Source organism: Streptomyces sp. NPDC012510, from assembly GCF_042955065.1.
Classification (GTDB): Bacteria; Actinomycetota; Actinomycetes; order Streptomycetales; family Streptomycetaceae; genus Streptomyces.
This window is the reverse complement of sequence record NZ_JBIBEN010000001.1, coordinates 358,341-375,563: the sequence shown is the minus strand read 5'-3', so window position 1 is coordinate 375,563 and position 17,223 is coordinate 358,341. Positions and strand designations below refer to the sequence as shown.

The window sequence follows — 17,223 nt, the reverse complement described above, 5'->3', positions numbered from 1 at the left end:
AGAGCGAGGACGCCCCTCCGTCGAAGGGCGCCCCGTTTTCGGCTGGTCAGCAGGCGGCCGGTGGGCGGTCCCAGTGGCGGTGGGCCGCGATGGCCGTCACGAACTCCCGGGTGAACTCCGCGCTCGCCGTGCCCTGGGCCGTGTCCGTCACCACGCCTCGGTCGCTCACCACGTGGTGGAACTCGGAGGAGAGGCGGACCCCCTCGGGTCGTAGTGCTGCGACGAGGCCCACGCCGGAGCCGAGGGCGCCGACCGGTTTGCCGTGGCGGTAGGCGTCACGGACGAAACGCATGGCGTCGGGTTCGGTCGCCGGGGACGGCGTGCCGACGGGCCCGCCGGGCAGTAGCACCGCGTCGTACAGGACGGACGCGACCGTCGGCAGCGCCCGGTCCACGGTGTACTCGGCGCCGTCCGACCCGCGTACGGTGCCGTCCCGCGCGGCGAGGGCCTCGACGATCGCCCCCTCGGCGGCCAGCGCCTCCCGTACGCTCGTCACCTGCTCGGCGTCCACGCCGTCGGCCACGAGAACCGCGATCTGGCGGGTCCGGATGGAGCCGGGGCCGCGCTGGGACTCGAGGCTCAGGGCGGAGGAGGTGCGCTTGTACGCCACCGGCTCGGCGTCCGTCGGAACGGGGATACCGATGCCCTTCGCCACCTCGGTCGCCAACTCGCGGTCCACCTTGGCCAGTTGCTCGACCGTGCGGGCGCGAACGGAGAGTGCGCCGACCTTGCCGAGCTCGAAGCGGAAGGCGGCCACGATGTGCTGCTTCTCCCATGGGGCCATGCTGTTCCAGAACATGGCGGGCTGGCTGTGGTGGTCCTGGAAACTCTCGCTGCGGCGGCGGATCTTGGCGCCGTCGACCCGCTCGGCGTGGTGGGTGTAGGCGCGGGGGTCGACGCCCGCGTGGGCGGGACAGCCGCCGCCCAGGGAGTTCGGGAAGTAGTTCGTGCCCCGGTGGATCGCCGACTGGTGGTAACCGTCGCGGTGGTTGGTGCGTACCGGCGCCACCGGGCGGTTCACCGGCAGTTGCTGGAAGTTGGGTCCGCCGAGACGGATCAACTGGGTGTCCAGGTACGAGAAGTTGCGGGCCTGGAGCAACGGGTCGTTGGTGAAGTCGATGCCCGGGACGACGTTTCCTGTGTGGAAGGCGACCTGTTCCGTCTCCGCGAAGAAATTCTCGGGATTGCGGTCCAGCACCATATGGCCGATCGGCCGCACCGGCACCTGCTCCTCCGGGAGGAGCTTCGTGGGGTCGAGGAGATCGAAGTCGAAGGCGAACTCGTCCTCCTCGGGCACCAGTTGGACGCCCAGCTCCCACTCCGGGTACTCGCCCGCCTCGATGGCGTCCCACAGGTCCCGGCGGTTGAAGTCCGGGTCCCGGCCCTGGCACTCCTGCGCCTCGTCCCACACCAGCGAGTGTGTGCCCAGCTTCGGTTTCCAGTGGAACTTCACGAACGTGCCCCGCCCGTCGGCGGTCACGAAACGGAAGGTGTGCACGCCGAAGCCCTGCATCATGCGATAGCTGCGCGGGATCGCCCGGTCGGACATCAGCCACATGATCGCGTGCAGTGTCTCCGGTTGCAGTGAGACGAAGTCCCAGAGCGTGTCGTGTGCGGACGCGCCCGTCGGGATGTCGTTGTGCGGCTCCGGCTTCACCGCGTGCACGAAGTCGGGGAACTTGACGCCGTCCTGGATGAAGAAGACGGGGAAGTTGTTCCCGACCAGGTCGTAGTTGCCTTCCGACGTGTAGAACTTGGTCGCGAAGCCTCGTACGTCCCGCACGGTGTCCGCCGAACCTCGCGGCCCCTGCACCGTGGAGAAGCGGACGAAGACGGGGGTGCGGACGGCAGGGTCCTGGAGGAACGCGGCACGGGTGAACTCCGCGCAGGACTCGTACGGTTCGAAGTAGCCGTAGGCGCCGGCGCCCCGGGCGTGGACCACCCGCTCGGGGATCCGCTCGTGGTCGAAGTGGGTGAGTTTCTCCCGGAAGTGGAAGTCCTCCATCAGGGTCGGTCCGCGCTCGCCGACCGTCAGGGAGTCGTCGGTGTGGTCGACGGTCACGCCCTGATCGGTGGTGAGGGGCCCCGACGCCGGATCGTCCGGGTGGGCGGCCTCGCGGTGCTGCTGCTTGCGGTCGGTGGGGGAGTCCATCAGGTGGCGGCCTCCTGGAAGACGTCGAGGAAGGCTTCGCAGAACGCCTTCAGATCGTCGGGCTTACGGCTGGTGACCAGCTTGTTGGAGCCGTGGTCGCAGATCTTCACCTGCTCGTCGACCCATTCGCCGCCCGCGTTGCGGACGTCGGTGCGCAGGCTCGGCCACGAGGTCAGGACCCGGCCCCGGACCACGTCCGCCTCGACCAGCGTCCACGGGGCGTGACAGATCGCGGCGACCGGACGGCCCCGTTCGAAGAACTCCCGGACGAACGAGACCGCCCGCTCGTCCATGCGCAGGAAGTCCGGATTGGCCACCCCACCCGGCAGGACCAGCGCGTCGAACGACTCGGCCGGAGCCTCACCGACGACGGCGTCCACGGAGAAGGTGTCCGCCTTGTCGAGATGGTCGAAGGCCTGGACCCGACCCGGCTTCGTCGACACCAGCACGGGCTCATGGCCGGCGTTCGCCGCCGCCTGCCAGGGTTCCGTCAGCTCCACCTGCTCGACGCCCTCGGGCGCGGTCAGAAACGCGATGCGCATGGGGATCAGTCTCCTTTCCTCGACTTGCCTCGCCGGACCGGCCTCGCCGCCGCCGGCATCCGGCCCGGTGGCGGCTCATCGGGCCGCCACCCGCAGCGTGCGGATTTGCGGATCTGACGGGTCCGGTACGTACATGCCGTGTTCCACACCGGAGTGGAGGTACTCCATGACAGCCCGGTTGATCCGCTCACCCGGACAGACGACCGGCACCCCGGGCGGCTGCGGGAGTGGTCGGGATGCTGGTCCGGGGTCACCGTGGCGTCGTCCCTCATGGTCTCCGTGTGGTTTCCGTGGGGTCTCCGTTTGGTCGTTGTCCTGGCGCGTGAGGCCGGGGCGGTGCTCGATGTCGGCGTCGGCCCGGTGCCCTGCCCTGCCCGGTCTCGGTTCGCAGGGCCGGTGTCAGGCCCAGCATCGGTTTCGCAGGCCCGGCCCGCGCGCGGCGACGGATTGCCAGGCACCGCCCGTGCCGACGCCGACGCGTCGGTCCGAGTTCCGCCGACGTCGGCGCGTCGGCGCGCCGGTTGCGGTCTGGCCCGGGCCGGTCGGCCGGTCGGAAGCGGTGCCTGGCGCCGGTCGGCCGGTCGGAGCCGTGCCGGGGCCGGTCGGTCAGGTCGGGGAGCTGCCCGACCAGCCGTTCGGCTCGGCCCGGCTGATGTCGGCCAGTGCCGATCCCGGGTCCTGAGAGACCGCGAGATCGCCGAGGCTGACCATGCCCACCGGGTGCCCGTCCTCCATGACGGGGAGCCGGCGTATCGCGTGCCCGCGCATCAGCGCGACGGCGGCGGACACCGCGTCGTCCGGGCCGATCACCACCGGGTGCGGAGTGCAGACGGACTGGGCGCTCACCGTCAGCGGATCCGCGCCGTCGGCGACGGCGCGCAGGGTGATGTCGCGGTCGGTCAGGACCCCGATGACGTCCCCGTCCGACGCGACGAGGACATCGCCGACGTCCTGGGCGCGCATCAGCTGCGCCGCCTCGACGAGCGAGGCGTCCGGACGGACCGCCACCACACCCTGCGTCATGACTTCCCTCACGAACTCGGCCATGGGTCCCTGGGCCTTTCGTCGCTCCGCCCCGAGTGCGGGGGCACGCCCGCGTCGGCGTGACGTTGCCCGCAGTACCCGCCAGCTGGGCGCCTATGTGTCCCGGTCCTGTGCGGATTTCGTGCCGCCGGCCGGGGAGCGCCCGCCCTCGCCGTCGGACTGGTCCCGGGCCTGGACGGCCGCCTCCGCGAGCCGGTGCACCGAGTCGTAGCGCGCCTTCCGGGGCAGCCGCTCCAGGGGCTCCACGAGCGCGTCCGGGGCGTGTCGGTCCCGCAGTACGCGGATCAGCTCGGCGGGGCCCGCCGGGAACGACGTACGGCCCAGGACCCGCGCCAGCTCCAGCCGCAGCGCCTCGACCCGGGCGGGCGCGCGGCTCGGTGTCACGGGCCCGTACGCCACGTCGGGGTCGTCCTCGGCGTACGGCTCGGGGTCGTTCCACTCCTCCGTGCGGGTGGGGTGCCCCGAACGGAGCAGTCCCTGCAGTTCATGCTTCATCTCGTCGTCGCGGTGCACGTTCAGCCGGTCGCTGCCTCGCTGCATGACTCCCCTCCAGATCGGTCGTGGCCCCCCGCGTACCCGAAGACCCGGGGACCAACACGGACGCCGGGCGGCGGATGCCACGGGGCCGGTTCCGCCCGTCCGGAAGGGGTCCGTCCGGAAGAGGTCCGTCCCGGAAGGGGTCCGTGAAGAGGTTCGTCCGGACGGGGTCCGTCCGGGCGTCCGGGTTTGCCCGCCCGCCCGGGGGAGACCCGGCGAGACACCCCCCACCGCACATTCCCTGGGGAAGGACCGGGCTCATGGCGGCTGTCGCTGTGATCATTCCGCTGCTGATGCTCGGCGTCGTGCTGGCGCTGGGCCGCTACGAGGAGTTGTTGCTGTCACCCGTCGAGGACGCCGACCGGCCGGAACAGGCCGTGCCGATCCGCTGAACGGGTGACACGCGGGCAGCGCCCGGTGTCCAGGGCCACCGGGCGCTTCCGCATTCCAGGGGGTGCTTGCTCGGGTGCGGTCGGCGGCCAGGTCGTAGCGGAGGGCGGTGAGGATCCGCAGGTCGACGGCGATCTCGTCCCCCTCCTGCAGCGGCTGGAGGTCGCGGCGCATACGGGCCTGGTCGGCGATCACCCAGGCGTCCTTCGCGTCGGTCTTCCCGTCGCCGCGGTAGGAGCCGGAGGCGTGGTGCACCGTGCGGCCGGGGATGTAGAGCAGGCGCTGACCGTGGCTGGCCAGCAGGGCTATCAGCAGTGCGGCTCCTCCTGCGTTGAGGTCCACCGCCCAGGTCACTGGCGACCCGTCGGCCAACTCGAGCACATCCCCGATCAGTTCCAGCAGTTCGGGCTCGTTGTTCGGTACGCGTTGCGAGAGCACCTTCACCCCGTCGGCGTCGATGACCGTGCAGTGGTGCTCGGCCTTGCCCGCGTCCGTCCCCGCCCACAGCTCAGGCAACTTCTGCCTCCTCGAAGATCGCTGTCCTGGTCCCAGCAGACGACCACGCCAACGTGTCCCTACGAAGCGACTGAACCGCGTATCCCAATCAGTGGCCGTGTCGTCGCGGGGCCCGGGCGGCCAATCACTGAAAGCCACGACCTTCGGCATGAGTTTTTTGAGCCACACCCGGACCCCTGGGGACTCCCGATCCTACGAATGACCGGGACCGACCCCACCACCAAGGTAGGGAGCGTTTTCATGGCCACTGATCGGGTGACGCTGGTGGTGTGCGCAACGCACGAGGCTCCCGTGCCGTTGGGGGGGTGTTCGAAGTCTCAACCCAAAGGCATAGAAGCCGCGTTGGTTCCGTATTCTGCCGCGCTCGACCTGCCTCACGCCCTGGCCGAGTGGGTCACCGTCACCAGGCTCATCGTCACCCGCGAGGGTGACCGCCGCTGCAAACTCCCGCCGCACCAACGTGCCCTGCGGATCTGCGAACGCCAAGGCGTCCCAGTCCTCGCTGACCGGGCTTACATGGGCGCCGGCTCATGGGTGACGACACCCCTCAGGCGCCCGCCGGGCAGCGAGCTCACACCGACCCAGCAAACCGTCAACCGCGCGCTGTCCGCAGCCCGGGCCCCGGTCGAGCGCGGCGTCGCACGGCTGAAGTCCTGGCGCATCTTCCGCCGGTCCCGCTGCAGCCCGAATCGAATGACGTCAATCGCCGCTGCCGTCCTCACGCTGGAGCGGCAACGCTGAAAGAGCTGAATCACCCCGATCACAACCGACCGGCCAATTGCCCGTTACTGACCCACGCTCCTAGCCCTCGGCCTCGGCGGGGTACTCCTAGCCCAGCTCGGCCCAGACCGTCTTGCCTTGCCTGGCATGGCGCGTTCCCCAGCGCTCGGCAAGCTGGGCGACGAGGAACAGGCCGCGTCCTCCCTCGTCGAAGACCCGGGCCCGGCGCAGGTGGGGCGTGGTGCTGCTGGCGTCGGACACTTCACACAGCAGGGAGCGGTCACGGATGAGGCGCAGACGGATGGGAGGCTGACCGTAGCGGATGGCGTTGGTGACCAGTTCGCTGACCACCAGTTCGGTGGTGAAGTCGAGTTCCTCCAGTCCCCAGGCGGTCAGCTGCCGGGCAGCATTCGAACGGGCTCGGGTGACGGCTGCCGGGTCGGCGTCCACGTCCCAGGCTGCGACCTGGGTGTCCCCGAGGGTGCGGGTGCGGGCCAGCAGCAGGGCGACGTCGTCGTCGGCTCGGCCTGCGGGCAGCAGGGCTTCGAGCACGGTGTCGCACGCGGCCTCCAGCGAGGCGCAGGGCTGGGCCAGGGCGTGGCGCAGGAGGGTGAGGCCTGCCTCGACATCGCGGTCACGGGCTTCGATCAGGCCGTCGGTGTACAGGGCGAGGAGGCTGCCTTCGGGCAGGTCGACCTCCGCCGCCTCGAACGGCAGGCCACCCAGGCCCAGCGGCGGGCCGGGCGGGAGATCGAGGAGGTCGACGGTTGCGTCGCCGGTCACCACGGCGGGCAGCACGTGGCCCGCGCGTGCCAGGTAACAGCGGCCGTCCACGGGATCGTAGACGGCGTACAGACATGTGGCACCGATGTCCCCGGGCGCTTCCACGTCCGGGTCGGCCGAGACTTCGGAGGACAGCCGAATGACGACGTCGTCCAGATGTGTCAGCAGTTCCTCGGGAGGCAGGTCGATGTCGGCGAGGGTACGGACGGCGCTCCGCAGGCGCCCCATCGTGGCGGCGGCGTGGATACCGTGGCCCACCACGTCGCCCACCACCAGGGCGACCCGGGCGCCGGACAGCGGGATGACGTCGTACCAGTCGCCGCCCACACCGGCCTGGGCACCGGCGGGCAGGTAGCGGCAGGCAACGTCGACGGCGGACTGCTCCGCCGTACGACGTGGGAGGAGACTGCGCTGCAGGGTGACGGCCGTGGCATGGGCGTGCGTGTAGCGGCGGGCGTTGTCGATGGCAACGGCCGCCCTGGCCGCGATCTCCTGGGCGAGGATCAGGTCTTCGTCGTCGAACAGGTCGGGGTTGCTGTGACGGGAAAACCGCGCGACGCCAAGGGTGGCACCGCGGGCGCTCAGCGGCACCACCAGCATCGAGCGGGTGGGGTGGCTGACGAAGGCATCGGCCGGATCGGTCGGCGCCGCCGTGTGCCGGGACGGCTGACCGGTGGCCAGGGCGCGAGCCGAGGGCGATCCGCCCGGGCAGGTGTGGCGCTCCCCCAGCCGAATCGTCGGCTCCTGACCGCCCCACGCCGACGACGCCTGGGCAACCCGGTGCAGTACGAGCTGACCCGCCGCCGGACTGCCGCCCCCGTGGACCACGGGGTCGAGCAGGTCGACAGTGACGAGGTCGGCGAAGTGACCGATGGCGAGATCCGCCAGCTCCTGGGTGGTGCGAGCGATGTCCAGGGTGGTCCCGACGCGTTTGCCGGCCTCGTTCACCAGGGACAGCCGCCACTGCAGTCGCCGGTCCCGCTCCTCCTGGTACGCCGTGACGCCCTGCTCAGATGTGTGGTCGACGTATCCGCTTGTCGCCAGCAGCCAGCGCGACGCCGCACTGATCAGCTCCGCATTCTTCGTCAGTCGCGGCATTTCCGCGAGCAGTCTGTCGAGGACGATGCGCTGACCGAGCCGGTAGGCCCGCAGCATCACACTGACGGGCGTACCGCGCCGGGCCAGCCGGCGTGCGCGTTCCATCTCCGCGGCCGGCGGTTCGATCTCGCTCGGCTCGATGCCGTATTGCAGGCCCCGCAGCACGCCGACGACGTTTTCGGTGACGCCCTCGGAGGTCTTACGGGCGAGATCCGGGTCGTTCCACAGTTCGGGAACCTCATGCCGAAGGCACCGCACCACGTCGGCGATCAGCTCGTCCGCCTTCGGTCCGAGCTCGCCGGCGACCCGGGACACAAAGCTGGCGGCCGTGTACTCCAGCACACTGTCGACTCTACGCCGAGCGGGCGACCCGTGAGCGGTCCGGCGTGACGAGCTCCCGCGCGAGACGGCGCACGCCCCGGCCGTCAGCCGGACCGCGGCGTACGCCACCGCCGTCAGGGCCGGCACGGGCGGGCTGGGCCCGCACGGGCGAGCCGCTGTTACTCAGGTGGGCCACAGCGGCCGCGAAGCCGGACGCTTGCCAAGTCACCACAGAGCCGGGCGGACCATGCGGCGTTCACCACGGGCTTCCCGCATCTGCCGAAGCCGGGGGATCAAGCGGACCACGCCGGCGAGCCGACCGCCACCGAACCGCGGACGCACACACTCCCCGGCCACCACGATCCTCGGAGCCGTCTCGGCGGCCAGGTCGTAGGCCGCCAGGCAGTCATCCAGACCGGCGGGGAAGGGGTTCTCGGGCGCGAGACGGTATGCGCGGGAAGCAGCACGCGCGCGCCTGCGGCCAGCGCCACTTGAGCGCCCAGGGAGCGCGCCCCGGCAGCGGATCCGACCCGGAAGCCGCCCCCGTGCAGTTCGAGGATGACAAGGTCTTCGGGGCGCCTTGCGGTGTCAGGAGCCACGATCCGGGCCGGAGTTCCGCGACCTCCTCATGGGTGGGCGACTCCCGCCAATGGCTGGTACATGCCGGTGAACGCGTCCACCCCTCGCGTTCCGACGCGAGGCTCACGGGGCCGTTGGTCCGGGCCGACTCCTGATGCCACCCATCGATCAGGGCGAACGTGGCGCTGGGCATGGTCGTGCTCCTCACTGTCCCCCGAGGGGGCTTACGAGACGAGCAAGTCCTTGAAGACACGGACCGCATCTTCGCGGTCCATGAGTTCCCCCATCGTCATGTCCAGGGACAACGGTGCCTGCTCAACCGTGTGTGCCCCCAACGCCACTGTCCACGTGTGCCTCCCGGAGCCCACCTCGATGACGCCCCTGCCGTCCGGCAGGACAACGTCGGCCGTGGTGTTCGGAGGGACGACGTGGCCTCCACGGTGAGTTCACGCCCGGAGAGCGCCCAGGACACCTCGGCGGTGCCGTACGGCGTGTGCAGACGTGCTCCAGCCTGGGTGATACCGCCACCCGGAAGGGGAGCGATCCGCAGGCGGCGGTATCCCGGCGCGGCGGGAGCCAGGCCGGCCACCGTACGGTGGCACGGCCCCGGGCGGACTTCAGCGGGCGAGCAGCCCGTGGAGAACCACCCTTTCCACAGCTGCGACGAGTTCCCTCAAGTGGGAGGCGTCAGCGCGGAGTCGGTCCGCGCGCCAGGAGAGGCCGAGAACGCCGTTCATGGCAGCCCACAACGCGGTGGCGGTGGTGACGGGATCGAGGTCGGCGGCGAGCGAGCCGTCGGCCACCCCGTCGGCCAGGGCGGCGGCGAGTTTGGCGTTCTGCTCGTCGACGAGCGCGGCGACCCGTTCCAGGGCCGCGGGTTCGTCCGGCGGCTCGGCCAGCAGGCGGAACTGGTGTGGGCGCTCGGCGGCGAAGCGGACGTACGCGGCCGAGGCGGCCCTGATGCGTTCCACGGGGGTGCCCGGGGCAGCGTAGGCGTCGTCCATGTAGGTCCGGTTGTCCTCGAGTGCCCGCTCGGCAACCGCGATGAGAACGGCCGCGCGGCCGCCCACGCGGTTGTACACCGTCTGCACGGCGACATCCGCGCGTTCGGCGATGCCTTCCAAGGTGACCGCGTCGGGGCCTCCGGAGGCCAGCAGCTCCTCGGCGGCGTCGACGATGGCCGCACGGGTTGCGGCGGCCCGACGTGTCGTGCGTGTGACCTTGATTGTCATGGTCTCCGCTACTTTACGTGGTGCTTGAAACGGCCGGACCCCCTGGGCCGCTTCCTTCAGCCCGGAATTCAGCGGGAACCGGCCTGGTGGCGCTCATGCACCGCCGGGTCGTGCCAGCCCGACGCCGAGGCGAGGCCGTGGGCGCGCTGGACCGTCTGAGGGCGGAAACCGACACGTTCGAGTATCGGCCGGAACAGACCGGGAGCGTTCGCGGTCAGGGTGAGGGACCTGGGGACGACGACGCGGTCCGCACGGCGCTCGATGCCGCGGACGATACCGGCGATGACCTTCTCCAGCGGCACCATCTTCCACAACCCCTTGGAGTTGCCGCCCCACAGGGCGTGCCCGGCCGGGTCCGCGGTCACGTCGTCCATCATCGGAGTGCGGAAGAACGTGGGGTGGGCGCTGCCGACACCGACACCCAGGTGGCGAACCTCCAGGCGAAGGCTGTCGCACATCGCCCACACGCCGGCCTTGCTCGCGGTGTAGGAGATCTGGAGCGGAGAGTGCACGAAGGCGGCCATGGAGGAGATCGCGAGGAGATAGCCGCGTTGGGCCTCGACGTGGGGCAGAGCCGCACGGAAGGTGCGCCAGACCCCGTTGAGGTTGACGTCGATGACACGTTCGTAGGCCGACGGGTCGATGGTCGCCATCGGGGCCATGGTGTCGATCCCGGCGCCTGCGATGACGATGTCGAGGCGCCCGAAGTGCGAGGCGGCCTCGTCCATGGCTTGCTGCAGGCCGGCGAGGTCGCGTACGTCGGCGTGCCAGCCACGGGCGACCGTTTCGTCTCCCAGGTCCTGGGCTTGGGCCGTGGTGGCCGCGAGGCTGAGGTCGAGCAGCGCGAGGTTGGCGCCGCGCCCGCGCAGGGCCCGGGCGAGGGCGGCGCCCAGGCCGCCGGTGGAGCCAGTGAGGACGACGGTGCGCCCGGCCAGGTCGTAACGGGTCATGACTGCCTACCTCGGTGAGTCGGTCTGCGGGGACTTGCCTGTGGGGCCGGCGGATTCCTCGAGTCGGCGCAGAAGTCGGCGCAGTTCGGGGTGGCGTTCGGCGATGAGATCGGTGACGGGGTTAAGGACGCCGCGCAGGGCCGAAATCGGTACCCATCTGCGGGGGACCATGACACGGGCCGAGCGGTTCTCGATGCCGCGGACGACGGCGTCCGCGACGCGCGTGGGGGCGATGGCCTTGCCGAGCAGGGACGGGAAGGCGATCTCGCGCATGCGGGTGGTGATGTCGTTGCTTCCGAAGGCTGCTCCAGCGATGGGCGTGTGGACCCAGCCGGGGTAGAGGACCCCGGCGCTGGCGCCGTGGATGCCGAGTTCGGCGCGCAGGGCGCGGCCGAACTGCTCGACGCCGGCCTTCGACATGGCGTAGGGGGCGTTGGTCATACCGTTGAAGTAGGCGTACACCGAAGCGGTGACCAGGACGTGCCTGTGCGCCGCGATGACGTGCGGCAGTGCGGCGCGAACGGTGCGCCAGACGCCCAGCAGGTCCACTTCGACGACGCGCTCGAACATGGCCGGGTCGATGGTGGCGATCGTCGCCGGCGGATCGGCCGCGATCCCCGCGTTGGCGAAGACCACATCCAGGCCGCCGAACCGGTCGACCGTACGGTCCACCGCGTCGGCCAGTGCGGCGCTGTCGGTGACATCCACCGACAGCGCCAGTGTCCTGTCGCCGCCGAGGTCGCGGGCGAGGGCCGATGTGGCGTCGATGCCCCGGTCGGCGAGGACTACGTTGGCTCCGCGCGAGTGCAGCGTGCGGGCGGTGGCCGCACCGATGCCTCCGGCTGCGCCGGTGATGAAGACGGTCTTCCCCGCAATCGGGTAGGTGAGCATCTCGTACCTCTTTCAGGGTGTCGTGGGTCCCGGGGCTTCACCGGGTGCGGAGCCGATGGGGGACGTGCCGCGCCAGGAAGGCGAGCTGGTCCGTGACAACGCGTTCGAAGGGCTCGCCGAGGTAGATGTCGAAGTGGCCGTCGGGGTAGAGGCGGATCTCGCCGCGCGGGGCCCTGCGGGCATGGCGCAGGGTCGGCCGCGCGGGGGCCACGCTGTCGTGCTCGCATACGCAGAACAGCACCGGGCATGCGATCTTCGCGGTCCGGCGGCCCGGCCGGTAGCGGAGGATGTCCAGGGCGAACCGCGCCGCAACCTGGTTGGAGAAGGGCGCGTCGTTGGACACGAGGGCCAGGTAGCCGGGCTCGGCGTCCGCAGCGGTCATCAACGCGGCGGATCCGGGCGGCCCCGCCGTCGCGACCATGACGGGAGGGCGCCCAAGGCGGGCGCCGACCACGTCACGGACCGCGCGGGCCATCACCTTCACCGAGGTGTCCGGGCGCATCGCCAGGGCAGAGGCGACACCATCGGTGAACAGGCCCTGGGCGATGACGGCGGCGACGGCCGGGTCCTGGGCGGCTGTCGCCAGGACATGGCCGCCGCCGAAAGAGGTGCCCCACAGCACCACGCGCCGGGGATCGGTCTCCGGCCGGGAGCGCGCGTACGCCACGGCGGCCCGCCAGTCCTGGAGCTGTCGTCTGATGCTCAGGAGCTGTCGCGGCTGACCGCCGCTGGCCCCGAAGTGCCGGTAGTCGAACACCAGGCACGCGTAGCCGGCGGCGGCGAAACGCTCGGCGTAGGCGTCCAGCCGCATCTCGCGGACCCCACCGAGACCGTGTGCCATGACCACCACGGGGCGCCGCCCCCCGCCCTCGGGCAGGTACAGCCAGGCGTGACACTCGTCCGGCCCCGAAGGAAACGTCACATTCAATCGGTCGGTCATCGGACCTCCGTAACACGGCTCGCATCGTTGGGCTCGCGAATACTTGGAACTGCTTCCAATGTTGGAAGCTAATCCAACATTGCGGGGCTGTAAAGCAAACCGACGGCAACGAACCCGTCACGTCTCCGCTGGGTTCTGAGCCACGCCCTACTTCAGCGCCGCACCGGGCGAAGAACGGCCGACGGTTCGAGTGCGCGGGGTGTGTCCGACAGGTGATCGCTCGGGGCCAGGCCGAGCTGTGCCCTTTGACGTGCCGAGGGGGCGGCGCAAGCTCGCCCCCTATTGGGGGCGGACGAGGGTTTGTGGGACGCAGCCCGCGAGGCGCGCCTGATCCCGCCGACGCTGCTGATCGACGTCCCCGACGACGCGGAGATCACCCGCGAGGAGATCTTCGGACCGGTGCTGACCATCCACCCCTACGACGATCTGGCCGAGGCGATCGCGTTCATCAACGACCGTCCGGCCGCTCTGGCGGCGTATTGGTACGGCGAGGACGGCGACGACTTCCGCCGCTTCCTGCAGGACACCACCTCTGGCGGTGTCACCCGCAACGACGGCCTCCTGCATGCCTCCCTCAGCAACGCCCCGTTCGGCGGAGTGGGAGGCTCCGGCACAGGCGCCTACGGCGGCAAGGCCGGCTTCGACGAGTTCACCTACCGGCGCACCGTGGCCGCCCAGACCGGCCCCCAGGGGTTCACCGACGGGATGGTCGGCTCCGCGCTGCTGGCTCCGGAACTTACAGCCGGGATCGACCAGGCCATCACCGGGGTCGCCGTTGAAATTCGGACCCGACCGGGTCTGTGCCACCGGGATGCCGTGACTCGTCCATCCACCCGGTTTGCGGCCCTTCGCGAGGAAGGTCGACGACTCAGCAGGGGCGAACTCGTCCTTCCATGCGCCGCTACGGAATGCGAGGGCCGCGCAAGAGGACGGTGACCCGGGTAGACCCTGCGGTGGTGTTTGAGTTCGTCGACGGCCTCAACCCGGTTCTTGCCGGTCTCCGGCTTCTGTGCGGCCTTAGAAGCCATCCGCTTACCGATCAAGTCGGCGCATGAAGGCAGGGCCTCGCGGTAGCTCGGGGGTGTCGAAGCCAACCCCGGACCGGTCGCCGACCTGATCGAAGAGGCGGCCGAGGCAAGCGCCTGACAGCGGGTGGCCACCATGGTCATCACTGTCATCCGACCGTGCAAGCGCCGGCCGGCGATCGTTCCCACCTGGCTCAGCCCGCGAGCCTTCTGCGGTACTCGCGCGGGCTGAACCCGTGGCGGTCCTTGAAGGCGCGGGTGAAGTGCGAGGCGTCCTTGAAGCCGACGGCGTAGGCGATGTCCGTGACACTGCGGCCCGCCCGGCCCGGGTCGGCGAGCAGCCCGGCGGCCCTGTCGATCCGCTGTTGCAGGATCCAGCGAGACGGTGAGGTGTCCTCGGCTCTGAAGATCGCGTGCAGGTAGCGGACGGAGATTCCCAGCGCCCGGGCGACCATGGCGGGCGACAGGTCGGGGTCGGCGATGTGGTCGATGATGTACCGGCGGGCGCGGTCCATATGGGCTGCTCTGGGTACGCCGAGCCGGGCGCCTGAATCGGTTCGCTCGGACAGAGCTGTGGCCAGCAGATCCAGCAGCGTGGCACCGATCCGTGCCCTCGCGTCGGGAGACAGACCGGCGGAGTGGGCGGTCAGAGAGTGGAAGAAGGGCGCGAAGAGCGCGCCCACCCCGTGGTCGCCCGGCACCGTGGTCGCCATCGCGTCCCGCGCCAGCGGGCAGTGCGCGTCGAACAGCGGCCTGGGCACCTTCAGCACCAGCAGTTCGAACGGGTCGGCGCAGACGATACGGCAGGGCCGGGCACTGTCGTAGACGGTGAAGTCGCCTGGGCGCAAGACCGCGTCCCGCTCCTGCTGGGAGACCGTCACACAGCCCTGGACGGCCAGGTTGACCAGGAGGTCGTCCTCGCCCGATCTCCGGATCAGCGTCGGGGACCGGAACACCGTGTGGGGGTCGGAGACCACCCTCGCGACGCCCAGGTCTCCGAGCGTCTGGGCCGTGACCCTGCCCCGGAACCCGGCGGACGTGGGCTGCGGCACGTCCATCTCGTACTGGACGAACGTCGTGCAGACCACCTCACGCCAGTAGTCGAGCCGAGCTCGGCCTTCGAGTGGCGCCGTGGAGAAGTCGAGCGTCATACCGGTGCCACCTCACTGCGCACCTTCCGGGGACCCGGTCGTGGGTGCGCTCAGGTTCAAGTAACCGTGCGGCCTCAGTCAAGCCCCCGCCGCAGGTCGGACCGTACGTTCGCACCCACAGACCCACCCAGGCAATGAGGCAAGGTGACATGACTACGTCCGAAGAGATCATGGCGCAGTACGTCGCGACCGAGGCGCGCGTGGACCGCATGCGGGACAAGTACGCCTTGGAGGAGGGGTACATCAGCGAGGACAGCAGCCCGTGGGTGCCGTTCGTGCCCAACGTGTTCATCAAGCACCTCACCTTTGATGTCCGCGGCAGCAGCGCCGCCAACGTGCTGTGGGTGCAGGAGGGCGGCACGCTGGGCCGCCACCGGCATCGTGGCCCGGTCTCCGGCTACGTCCTCGAAGGCAGCTGGCGCTACCTGGAGTACGACTGGGTCGGGAAGCCCGGGGACTTCGTCCGGGAGAGCCCGGGGCGCAGCCATACCCTCTACTCCGAGCACGGGATGAAGACGATGTTCTGGCTCAACGGTCCGCTGGAGTTCCTCGACGAGGAGGACCGCGTGATGGAGACGGTGGACGTGTTCTGGTTCATCGATCACTACGAGAACTACTGCCGGGAGAACGGTCTGAAGATCAACGAACGTCTCTATCTCTAAGCACGCCGATGCTTTCCCGACCCTCGCCGACGACGCACCCGGTCAACCGCGCCAGCGGATCACTTCGGGGGCGGCGGCGACGGCGGTGACGTTGTCGGCAAGGCGGCGGGGCAGCAGGTCGTCGGCGGGGGTCAGGCGGCGCAGCACGGTGTTGCGGTGAGTGAAGAGCCGCTCGGCGGTGCGCGTAATGCTGCATTGCTCACGGAGGTAGGTGTCCAGGGTCTGGCGGGTCTCGGCATCGGCGTGCAGGAAGCATGCGCTGGGTGAGGCCCAGGTGGCTGCGGCGGAAGCCGTCGATGTCGTTTCCCGGTCGGCCCACCGATCAGCAAGTCACATGCCCGCAGGGGCAGGTCAGGGCGCGAGTTCGCCTCGCTGTCCGGTTGGCCCAGAAAGCTGGTTCGGCGAATCCCAGGCTGGCAGGCGCGCTCCTGGGCACCTCATCACCGACACCCACTACGGCCCACTCGATCGCGCTCGCTGGTCGGCACGCGTATGCGAGACGGTGAACACCCTGAAAGCCGACCTGGTCTGCCACACCAGCGACATCGCGGACGGCACGGCCGGACGCCGCTGTGCCCAGGCCACCCCACTCGGTACCGTGCGGGTCACCCGGGCCCGGGTGTACGTCACCGGCAACCACGAGTACTGCAGCGAGGCCCAGGGCTGGGTCGACCTGATGGACGAGCTGGGCTGGGAGCCACTCCGCAACCGTCATCTGCTGCTCGAACGCGGAGGCGACACCCTCGTGGTCGCCGGCGTGGACGACGTCACCGCCGAGTCCTCCGGCCTGGCATGCCACGGCGCTCACCTCGCCGGAGCCCTGCACGGCGCCGACCCCGATCTACCCGTCCTGCTCTTGGCGCACCAGCCCAAGTTAGTCGACCGGGCGGCAGCCGCAGGCATCGACCTTTTACTCTCCGGCCACACCCACGGCGGCCAGATCTGGCCCTTCCACCACCTGGTCCGCACCGACCAGCGCGCCCTCGCCGGCCTCAGTCACCACGGCACCCGCACCCTCTTCTACACCAGCCGCGGCACCGGCTTCTGGGGCCCGCCGTTCCGCGTCTTCGCCCCCAGCGAGATCACCCTGCTCGTGCTCCGCTCCCCACACCGGCCCACGCCGTAGCACCCAGGCGGCCCAACACATCCGCTGGGAGGTGTCCTCGAGCCGGGGTGCGGCGTCGACAGGTGACCAGGCTCGTCTCGCCGAGGACCTGGCGGAAGAGAGAGGAAGGGCTATGTCCCAGATCGATCTCACTGTGCCCGTGGGTGCGCTGACCGAGGAAGGCGCGGCGAGCATCCAACGGGACCTGGCGCGTGCCCTGCTCACGTGGGGAGGGCGCACCCGACCGGGAGATATTCCGTTCCCTGCTGTAGTCCTACCTGCAATGTTGCCTGCCGGGGCGCTGGCACCGCAGCCGATGACGCCCGCGCTTCCAGGTCGACGTCACCGTGCCGTTCGGGGTCCTCGATGACGAGCGGCGCCCAGGTCTGGTCGGAGAAGCGACGGAACTGGTGCTGGCCGCCGCGGGGCTCGGCGCGGACCAGGCGCTCCGGGTGTGGGTGCTCATCCATGAGCAGCCGGACGGGACCTGGGGAGCAGGCGGCACGATCATGCGCTACACCGAGGTCGCGGGACTCGCCACGGACTGAGGACATGAGTCCGCTGTCTCGGCGCACGCTCGCATCA

General features: G+C 70.3%; 18 protein-coding genes and 2 pseudogenes. 5 read left to right on the top strand and 15 right to left on the bottom strand.

Translation table 11 applies throughout. The features are described 5' to 3' along the window. Positions 1 to 46: 46 nt before the first annotated feature. The 6 genes and pseudogenes from ACFY9I_RS01640 to ACFY9I_RS01615 form a co-directional block, all read right to left on the bottom strand. A complete protein-coding gene (locus ACFY9I_RS01640) occupies positions 47 to 2,152 on the bottom strand; it encodes a catalase (RefSeq protein WP_390995067.1) in 2,106 nt (701 codons plus the stop codon). Continuing rightward, complete coding sequence (locus ACFY9I_RS01635; RefSeq protein WP_390995064.1) at positions 2,152 to 2,694, bottom strand: DJ-1/PfpI/YhbO family deglycase/protease; 543 nt, start codon at positions 2,692 to 2,694, stop codon at positions 2,152 to 2,154. The genes ACFY9I_RS01640 and ACFY9I_RS01635 overlap by 1 nt, the downstream gene beginning before the upstream one ends. Positions 2,695 to 2,769: 75 nt before the next feature. Further along, positions 2,770 to 3,039 (bottom strand): hypothetical protein, encoded by a 270-nt coding sequence (locus ACFY9I_RS01630; protein ID WP_390995711.1) that lies wholly within the window; start codon positions 3,037 to 3,039, stop codon positions 2,770 to 2,772. 261 nt (positions 3,040 to 3,300) lie between these two features. Beyond that, positions 3,301 to 3,741 (bottom strand): CBS domain-containing protein, encoded by a 441-nt coding sequence (locus tag ACFY9I_RS01625; protein ID WP_390995062.1) that lies wholly within the window; start codon positions 3,739 to 3,741, stop codon positions 3,301 to 3,303. A gap of 90 nt (positions 3,742 to 3,831) precedes the next feature. Continuing rightward, entirely contained in the window at positions 3,832 to 4,278 is a 447-nt protein-coding gene (locus ACFY9I_RS01620) for a DUF2795 domain-containing protein (protein WP_390995060.1), read from the bottom strand. A 423-nt stretch (positions 4,279 to 4,701) separates the two neighbouring features. Further along, positions 4,702 to 5,181: pseudogene (locus ACFY9I_RS01615) on the bottom strand (IS110 family transposase); the annotation flags it as partial. Positions 5,182 to 5,523: 342 nt separating this feature from the next. Here ACFY9I_RS01615 and ACFY9I_RS01610 point away from each other — a divergent pair. After that, complete coding sequence (locus ACFY9I_RS01610; RefSeq protein WP_390995708.1) at positions 5,524 to 5,922, top strand: transposase family protein; 399 nt, start codon at positions 5,524 to 5,526, stop codon at positions 5,920 to 5,922. A gap of 87 nt (positions 5,923 to 6,009) precedes the next feature. On the opposite strand, the gene ACFY9I_RS01605 is transcribed toward ACFY9I_RS01610, so the two are convergent. From ACFY9I_RS01605 to ACFY9I_RS01575, 7 genes are all read right to left on the bottom strand, one after another. Continuing rightward, positions 6,010 to 8,121, bottom strand: a complete 2,112-nt coding sequence (locus tag ACFY9I_RS01605) for a SpoIIE family protein phosphatase (RefSeq protein ID WP_390995705.1) — start codon at positions 8,119 to 8,121, stop codon at positions 6,010 to 6,012. 207 nt (positions 8,122 to 8,328) lie between these two features. Beyond that, positions 8,329 to 8,628: an alpha/beta hydrolase fold domain-containing protein gene (locus tag ACFY9I_RS01600; protein WP_390995702.1), complete on the bottom strand. Its 300-nt coding sequence runs from the start codon at positions 8,626 to 8,628 to the stop codon at positions 8,329 to 8,331. Between the two features lie 343 nt (positions 8,629 to 8,971). Then, complete coding sequence (locus ACFY9I_RS01595) at positions 8,972 to 9,271, bottom strand: alpha-L-rhamnosidase C-terminal domain-containing protein (RefSeq protein ID WP_229914557.1); 300 nt, start codon at positions 9,269 to 9,271, stop codon at positions 8,972 to 8,974. Positions 9,272 to 9,299: 28 nt separating this feature from the next. Then, a complete protein-coding gene (locus ACFY9I_RS01590; RefSeq protein WP_390995057.1) occupies positions 9,300 to 9,914 on the bottom strand; it encodes a TetR family transcriptional regulator in 615 nt (204 codons plus the stop codon). A gap of 68 nt (positions 9,915 to 9,982) precedes the next feature. Beyond that, on the bottom strand, positions 9,983 to 10,864 hold the full coding sequence (locus ACFY9I_RS01585) for an SDR family NAD(P)-dependent oxidoreductase (RefSeq protein ID WP_390995053.1): 882 nt from the start codon (positions 10,862 to 10,864) through the stop codon (positions 9,983 to 9,985). A gap of 6 nt (positions 10,865 to 10,870) precedes the next feature. After that, a complete protein-coding gene (locus ACFY9I_RS01580; RefSeq protein WP_390995050.1) occupies positions 10,871 to 11,755 on the bottom strand; it encodes a short-chain dehydrogenase/reductase in 885 nt (294 codons plus the stop codon). Positions 11,756 to 11,792: 37 nt separating this feature from the next. Next, a complete protein-coding gene (locus ACFY9I_RS01575; RefSeq protein WP_390995047.1) occupies positions 11,793 to 12,695 on the bottom strand; it encodes an alpha/beta fold hydrolase in 903 nt (300 codons plus the stop codon). 282 nt (positions 12,696 to 12,977) lie between these two features. On the opposite strand from ACFY9I_RS01575, the gene ACFY9I_RS01570 reads away from it, so the two are divergent. After that, entirely contained in the window at positions 12,978 to 13,631 is a 654-nt protein-coding gene (locus ACFY9I_RS01570; protein ID WP_390995044.1) for an aldehyde dehydrogenase family protein, read from the top strand. A 283-nt stretch (positions 13,632 to 13,914) separates the two neighbouring features. Here ACFY9I_RS01570 and ACFY9I_RS01565 read toward each other — a convergent pair whose 3' ends face one another. Beyond that, positions 13,915 to 14,871, bottom strand: coding sequence for a helix-turn-helix domain-containing protein (locus tag ACFY9I_RS01565; RefSeq protein ID WP_390995041.1), 957 nt, complete (start codon positions 14,869 to 14,871; stop codon positions 13,915 to 13,917). A 149-nt stretch (positions 14,872 to 15,020) separates the two neighbouring features. Between ACFY9I_RS01565 and ACFY9I_RS01560 the strand changes: the two genes are divergently transcribed. Then, entirely contained in the window at positions 15,021 to 15,533 is a 513-nt protein-coding gene (locus ACFY9I_RS01560; RefSeq protein WP_046915892.1) for a 2,4'-dihydroxyacetophenone dioxygenase family protein, read from the top strand. Between the two features lie 42 nt (positions 15,534 to 15,575). On the opposite strand, the gene ACFY9I_RS01555 is transcribed toward ACFY9I_RS01560, so the two are convergent. Beyond that, complete coding sequence (locus ACFY9I_RS01555; protein ID WP_390995699.1) at positions 15,576 to 15,752, bottom strand: helix-turn-helix domain-containing protein; 177 nt, start codon at positions 15,750 to 15,752, stop codon at positions 15,576 to 15,578. A gap of 217 nt (positions 15,753 to 15,969) precedes the next feature. Here ACFY9I_RS01555 and ACFY9I_RS01550 point away from each other — a divergent pair. After that, positions 15,970 to 16,659 (top strand): annotated as a pseudogene (locus ACFY9I_RS01550) (metallophosphoesterase); the annotation flags it as partial. 326 nt (positions 16,660 to 16,985) lie between these two features. Continuing rightward, positions 16,986 to 17,186, top strand: coding sequence for a tautomerase family protein (locus ACFY9I_RS01545; RefSeq protein ID WP_229913816.1), 201 nt, complete (start codon positions 16,986 to 16,988; stop codon positions 17,184 to 17,186). The last annotated feature ends 37 nt before the right edge of the window (positions 17,187 to 17,223 follow it).

Excerpts from the sequence above, each read along its gene's own strand:
- ACFY9I_RS01640 (WP_390995067.1), bottom strand. The coding sequence starts at position 2,152 with ATGGACTCCCCCACCGACCGCAAGCAGCAGCACCGCGAGGCCGCCCAC.
- ACFY9I_RS01635 (WP_390995064.1), bottom strand. The coding sequence starts at position 2,694 with ATGCGCATCGCGTTTCTGACCGCGCCCGAGGGCGTCGAGCAGGTGGAG.
- ACFY9I_RS01625 (WP_390995062.1), bottom strand. The coding sequence starts at position 3,741 with ATGGCCGAGTTCGTGAGGGAAGTCATGACGCAGGGTGTGGTGGCGGTC.
- ACFY9I_RS01620 (WP_390995060.1), bottom strand. The coding sequence starts at position 4,278 with ATGCAGCGAGGCAGCGACCGGCTGAACGTGCACCGCGACGACGAGATG.
- ACFY9I_RS01590 (WP_390995057.1), bottom strand. The coding sequence starts at position 9,914 with ATGACAATCAAGGTCACACGCACGACACGTCGGGCCGCCGCAACCCGT.
- ACFY9I_RS01585 (WP_390995053.1), bottom strand. The coding sequence starts at position 10,864 with ATGACCCGTTACGACCTGGCCGGGCGCACCGTCGTCCTCACTGGCTCC.
- ACFY9I_RS01580 (WP_390995050.1), bottom strand. The coding sequence starts at position 11,755 with ATGCTCACCTACCCGATTGCGGGGAAGACCGTCTTCATCACCGGCGCA.
- ACFY9I_RS01575 (WP_390995047.1), bottom strand. The coding sequence starts at position 12,695 with ATGACCGACCGATTGAATGTGACGTTTCCTTCGGGGCCGGACGAGTGT.
- ACFY9I_RS01565 (WP_390995041.1), bottom strand. The coding sequence starts at position 14,871 with ATGACGCTCGACTTCTCCACGGCGCCACTCGAAGGCCGAGCTCGGCTC.
- ACFY9I_RS01560 (WP_046915892.1), top strand. The coding sequence starts at position 15,021 with ATGACTACGTCCGAAGAGATCATGGCGCAGTACGTCGCGACCGAGGCG.